The organism is Kitasatospora sp. NPDC057198, from assembly GCF_042670125.1.
GTDB lineage: Bacteria > Actinomycetota > Actinomycetes > Streptomycetales > Streptomycetaceae > Kitasatospora.
This window is the reverse complement of the sequence record NZ_JBHUWH010000508.1, coordinates 1-5,436: the sequence shown is the minus strand read 5'-3', so window position 1 is coordinate 5,436 and position 5,436 is coordinate 1. Positions and strand designations below refer to the sequence as shown.

Sequence of the window (5,436 nt, the reverse complement as noted above, 5' to 3'; positions counted from 1 at the left end):
GGCCCCGCCCCCGTGCGTCGTCGGCCCGGGCGGGTCAGGATCCCGGCAGGGTGTTGACGTAGTCGGTGCCGGCGGCGTAGAAGCCGTCCACCGCCTTCTGGACGTCGGCCTGGGACACCGCCTCGTCGGCCTTGTGGTAGAACCAGTTGACCTTCATGTCCCAGGTGCGCCCGGCGCCGAGGGAGGGCACCAGGTCGATGAACCAGTTGCTGAAGTGGACGTCGACCTTCTCGCGTGCGACGTACTTGCCGGTGCTGGTGAACAGGTCCTTGCCGTCCAGCGAGTAGGTCACCTTCCCGTCCATCGCGGTGATCATCATCAGGTGCCAGCCCCCGAGGTGCTGCTTCAGGGCGTGGGTGACCCGGTCCGGCGGGTCGGCCTTGAACCAGCTGGTGGTGTCGAGCTGCGGGCCGACGGAGCCCCAGCCGCCGTTGGCCATGTACTCGTAGTCGAGCTCGCTGTAGTTCGCCGAGGAGTCCTCCGGCGAGATCGGGAAGAAGGTCTGGACGACGTGGTCGCCGTTGCGGCCGGTGCCGGGCTTGTCGCTGAGGTAGACCCGGGCCGCGTAGGTCCCGTTGAGGAACCGGGCGCCGGTGGTCTGCACCTCCACCTGCTCGGTGCCCTGCTTGGTGCCGTCGGTGGACGAGCGCAGTTGCAGGACCCGGCTGCCCTGGGCGGCGGCGTCGGTGGGGAAGGAGGCGCCGGCGGCGCTCCAGGTGTCCTTGACGCCGGGTCCGCCCGCGCCGTCGCGGACCTCCCAGCCGTGGTCGGCGAAGGCGGGGTCGTCGGGCCCGGTGTAGTGGAAGGAGTCGAACAGCGTCCCGGGCGGGCCGGTCGGCGTCGGCGAGGCGCTGGAGGCGGAGCCGCCATTCGTGCCCGCTCCTCCCGCGGTCGCGCCGTCCCCGGCGCCGGCGGCGCCGCCGCTGGAGCAGGCGGCGAGCAAGGACAGTAGGACCGGTGCGGTAAGCACGCTCCACGCACGGTGACGGGGCATGCGGCGGGGCTGGCTCACACGGGCTCCTTGCGGCGGGGCGGCGGCGCCTGGACGCGCCCCTCGGCGCGGGGCGGCGGCTGATCCGCACGAGGCGGTCATCCTAACGGGGCCCGCGCGTACCACCGCCCCGCCCCCGCCCGGCCCCTGACGGACATGCGCCAAGGTCAACGGTCCGCGACCGTCCCCCTACAGTTATGCCCCCGCGGTCGTCTCAATCCGATTACAACACTGCGCCATACCCCGCCAAAAACGGACATGCGCCCCAATTGCCTCCGGTCGGGTGGACTAGCGTTCGGCCTACGCTCCCGCGATCCCCACCTACCTGCACTGAGAGGCGCTGCACGGTGCGCCCTGTCATGACTCCCCACGGAGCCGAACCCGTCCGCACGGGGGGACCCGGCGGTCCCCCCGACGGCTTCCACGCGTACGACGACCACGACGAACCGGCCCCCGAGCCGGTGTTCGTCGACCAGTCGGGGCTCCGCGGCCGCTTGCTCCGGGGCATGGGCTGGCCGGTCTCCCTGGTGGGCGCGGTCCTGGCGGTCGCCATGGGCGGCAGCCTGGTCGGCATGCAGGCGGACGCCCCGCCGCTGGTGGTGCCCGCCCAGCCCGCGCAGGCGCCCGCCGTCACCACGGCCCCCTCGCCGTCCGCCACCACCGCGCCCTCGCCGTCCGCCACCGGGACGGCCGGACACTCCACCGCGCCCGGCGCGAAGAGCTCGACCGGCAGCACGAAGCCGAGCACCTCGAAGCCGAGCACCTCGAAGCCGAGCACGTCGAAGTCGAGCTCGAAACCCACCACCGCGTCCCACGCACCGACGCCCTCGGGCCAGTCGACCGCGCACTCCTGACGGCCCGCCGTCCCCCGAACCTCCGCACCGCCCATCTCCAGGAGCGCCATTGTCCCGCCACCAGCGCCGCCGGCAGTCCCTGCTGAGGCCGCGCCGACTGGCCGCGCCGCCGCTGCGCTTCTTCATGCCGCTGTCCCTGCTGGCGTGCCTGCTCGTGCTGCTCGTGCTGCGCGGCCTGGCCAACAACGAGGTGTTCCACGACACCCGGATCGCCCAGTCCGTGGACAAGACGACCGTGCCCGAGGAACTGCTCAAGGGCGGCCCGGTCATCGACGCGCGCGGTGACAAGAAGGCGCACCCGGTGAGCTACCGGATCCCCGACAAGACCGTGGTGCTGAGCTTCGACGACGGCCCCTCCCCGGAGTGGACCCCGAAGATCCTGAAGGTGCTCGCGGACCACGGCGTCCGCGCGGACTTCTTCGTGACCGGCTCGATGACCACCCGCAACCCGGAGCTGATCCGGCAGATCGTCGCGGGCGGCCACGAGATCGGCCTGCACACCTTCACCCACCCCGACCTGGCGTACCAGTCGCACGCCCGGATCAGCTGGGAGCTGGCGCAGACCCAGCTGGCGCTGGCCGGCGTCGCGGGCGTCCACAGCTCGCTGTTCCGGCCGCCCTACTCCTCCGACGCCTCGGCGATGGACGACTGGAACTACCCGGTCATCAAGTACGTCGGCGCGCACGGCTACCTGACCGCGTTCATCGACCGCGACACCGACGACTGGAAGCGCCCCGGCGTGGAGGAGATCGTCAAGGCCGCGATGCCCACCAAGCCCGGCGCGGGCGAACTGGTCCTGCTGCACGACGCGGGCGGCGACCGCGCCGAGACCGTCGAGGCGCTGGACCGGATCATCGTCAAGTTGCAGGGCGAGGGCTACCGCTTCACCACCATCTCCGACGCGCTCGGCGCCCCCAGCGCGATGGTGCCGGTGCACGGCTTCCAGCTGTGGGCGGGCAAGGGGTTCATCTGGGCCACCCACGTGTCGGTGGTGACCCTGCCCCTGCTGGTCGGGCTGCTCGCCCTGGTCGGCTTCCTGAACTTCGGCCGGTTCGCGCTGATGGTCGTGCTCGCCCCGGTGCACGCCCGCCGCTCCAAGCGGCAGGGGGCCTGGGGGGAGCCCGTCACCGAACCGGTCACCGTCCTCGTCCCGGCGTACAACGAGCGCGAGTGCATCGCCAACACGCTCAACTCGCTGGCCGCCAGCGACTACCCGATCGAGGTCATCGTCATCGACGACGGCTCCACGGACGGCACCGCGGACATCGTCGAGGAGATGGACCTGCCGTTCGTCCGGCTGATCCGCAAGGTCAACGGCGGCAAGCCGAGTGCGCTGAACGCCGGTGTGGCGGCCGCCTCGTACGACATCGTCGTGATGATGGACGGCGACACCGTCTTCGAGCCGTCCACCGTCCGCGAGCTGGTCCAGCCCTTCGCCGACCCCGGGATCGGCGCGGTGGCGGGCAACGCGAAGGTCGGCAACCGCGACAGCCTGATCGGCGCCTGGCAGCACATCGAGTACGTCCTCGGCCACAACCTGGACCGCCGGATGTACGACGTGCTCAACGTCATCCCGACCATCCCCGGCGCGGTCGGCGCCTTCCGCCGGGAGGCCCTGCAGGCCGTCGGCGGGATGAGCGACGACACCCTCGCCGAGGACACCGACATCACCATGGCAGTGCTCTGCGACGGCTGGCGGATCGTCTACGCCGAGCGCGCCCGCGCCTGGACCGAGGCCCCCGCCAGCCTGCAGCAGCTGTGGTCCCAGCGGTACCGCTGGAGCTACGGCTCCATGCAGGCGATGTGGAAGCACCGCCGCGCGGTGGTCTCCCGCGGACCGGCCGGCCGCTTCGGCCGGATCGGGCTGCCGCTGGTCGTGCTGTTCGGCGTGGTCGCCCCGCTGCTGGCCCCGCTGGTCGACCTGTTCCTGCTGTACGGCATCCTGTTCGGGGCGACCGGGCTCACCCTCGCCAGCTGGGGCGGCTTCATCCTGCTCCAGTCCCTGCTGTCCTGGTACGCCTTCCGGCTCGACCGGGAGAAGCCCTGGCACCTGATCAGCCTGCCGTTGCAGCAGATCGTCTACCGGCAGCTGATGTACATCGTCCTCCTGCAGTCGACGATCACCGCGTTCACCGGTGGCCGGCTGCGCTGGCAGAAGCTCCGGCGCACCGGCGAGGTCTCCGCCGCGCCGGTGGAGGTGTGACATGACTTCACCCACCGGGCAGCGCGGGCGGCACGAGGAGACCATCCCGCTGCGGATACCCGAGGGGTTCGGGCGCCACGAGGACACCGTGGCGCTGCGGATCCCCGAGCAGTGGCGCCGGGACCACGACACGGACCCGGTGCCGGAGGAGCCGCAGGAGGATCAGGCCCCCGCGCCCCGCAAGGGCGGCCGGGACCGCTACCTGGACCTGCTGCGCGCGCTGGCGCTGGTCCGCGTGGTGCTCTACCACAACTTCGGCTGGTTCTGGCTGCCGCTGCTGTTCCCGTCGATGGGCGTGATGTTCGCGCTGGCGGGCTCGCTGATGGCCCGTTCGCTGAGCCGTCCCGCCCTCGGCGTGATCCGCGGGCGCCTGCGTCGGCTGCTGCCGCCGATGTGGCTGTTCGGCGGCATCGTGGTCGCCCTGCAGGTCGTCGACGGCGGCGGCCCCGACGCGGACGGCCACCCCACCTGGTGGTGGGCCAAGCTGGCGTTCTGGCTGCTGCCGCTGAGCACCCCGCCGTACGCGGAGGACGGGCTGCACGGCCTGCACGGCCTGCACCTGGAGTCCGGCTGGGCCACCCAGCTCGTGGTGCCGCTGTGGTACCTGCGGGCCTACCTCTGGTACGTGCTGCTCTCGCCGCTGATGCTGCGGGCCCTGCGGCGCTTCCCGGTGGTGACGCTGTGCGCCCCGCTGGTGCTGGTGATCGCGATGAACGGGTTCACCACCGAACACGACTTCGTCTACCAGCGGGTCTGGGAGACCGTCAACGACTTCGCGACCTTCGGCTCCTGCTGGATCCTCGGCATGGCCCACCAGGAGGGGCTGCTCAAGCGGCTCCCGCAGTACGTCCTGCCGTCCATAGCGCCGCTGGTCATGGTGGCCGGGTTCTGGTACCTGCAGACCAGGCCGGTCGACCCGACCCAGCCGACCGACATCGAGGCGTGGCCGATCGCCCAGGCCGTGTGGTCCCTGGGCTTCGTCGCGATGCTGCTGCACCTCAGCCCGTCCTGGGAGCAGTGGCCGGCCCGGCTGGAACGCTGGAACGGCCTGGTCGGCCTGCTCAACTCGCGGGCCGTCAGCGTCTACCTGTGGCACGTGACCGCGCTGGTGTGCGCCGTCCCGCTGATCGACCGCCTGTGGGACGTCGACTTCTTCTACGAGCACATGAAGTGGCTGCTGACCAGCCAGTGGTTCACCCTGGCGGTCGGCATACCGCTCCTGGCCCTGCTGGTGCTGGTCTTCGGCTGGGTGGAGGACGTCGCGGCCAAGCGCCCGCCGCGGCTGTTCCCGTACCCGCGACGGCCGCGCGGCAAGCGCCGGGGGGCCGCCGCCTGACGGGGGCGCGCCCCGGGGCGGAACGGCGGGTCCCTGCGGGGGCCCGCCGTTC

4 protein-coding genes are annotated in these 5,436 nt (G+C 71.8%); 3 read left to right on the top strand and 1 reads right to left on the bottom strand.

All coding sequences use genetic code 11. The annotated features are described in order from the left end of the window. Positions 1–34: 34 nt before the first annotated feature. A complete protein-coding gene (locus ACFUEL_RS34280; protein WP_380241245.1) occupies positions 35–970 on the bottom strand; it encodes a glycoside hydrolase family 16 protein in 936 nt (311 codons plus the stop codon). 380 nt (positions 971–1,350) lie between these two features. Here ACFUEL_RS34280 and ACFUEL_RS34275 point away from each other — a divergent pair, with 380 nt between their 5' ends. From ACFUEL_RS34275 to ACFUEL_RS34265, 3 genes are all read left to right on the top strand, one after another. Then, positions 1,351–1,845: a hypothetical protein gene (locus tag ACFUEL_RS34275; RefSeq protein WP_380241244.1), complete on the top strand. Its 495-nt coding sequence runs from the start codon at positions 1,351–1,353 to the stop codon at positions 1,843–1,845. Positions 1,846–1,957: 112 nt separating this feature from the next. Then, the gene (locus ACFUEL_RS34270) at positions 1,958–4,048 is read left to right on the top strand and encodes a bifunctional polysaccharide deacetylase/glycosyltransferase family 2 protein (RefSeq protein WP_380241247.1); all 2,091 of its coding nucleotides are present in this window, start codon (positions 1,958–1,960) and stop codon (positions 4,046–4,048) included. Between the two features lies 1 nt (position 4,049). Then, on the top strand, positions 4,050–5,384 hold the full coding sequence (locus ACFUEL_RS34265) for an acyltransferase (protein ID WP_380241242.1): 1,335 nt from the start codon (positions 4,050–4,052) through the stop codon (positions 5,382–5,384). Positions 5,385–5,436 lie beyond the last annotated feature (52 nt).

Bases quoted from the DNA above. Each gene is read 5' to 3' on its own strand.
- ACFUEL_RS34275 (WP_380241244.1), top strand. From the start codon at position 1,351: ATGACTCCCCACGGAGCCGAACCCGTCCGCACGGGGGGACCCGGCGGT.
- ACFUEL_RS34265 (WP_380241242.1), top strand. From the start codon at position 4,050: ATGACTTCACCCACCGGGCAGCGCGGGCGGCACGAGGAGACCATCCCG.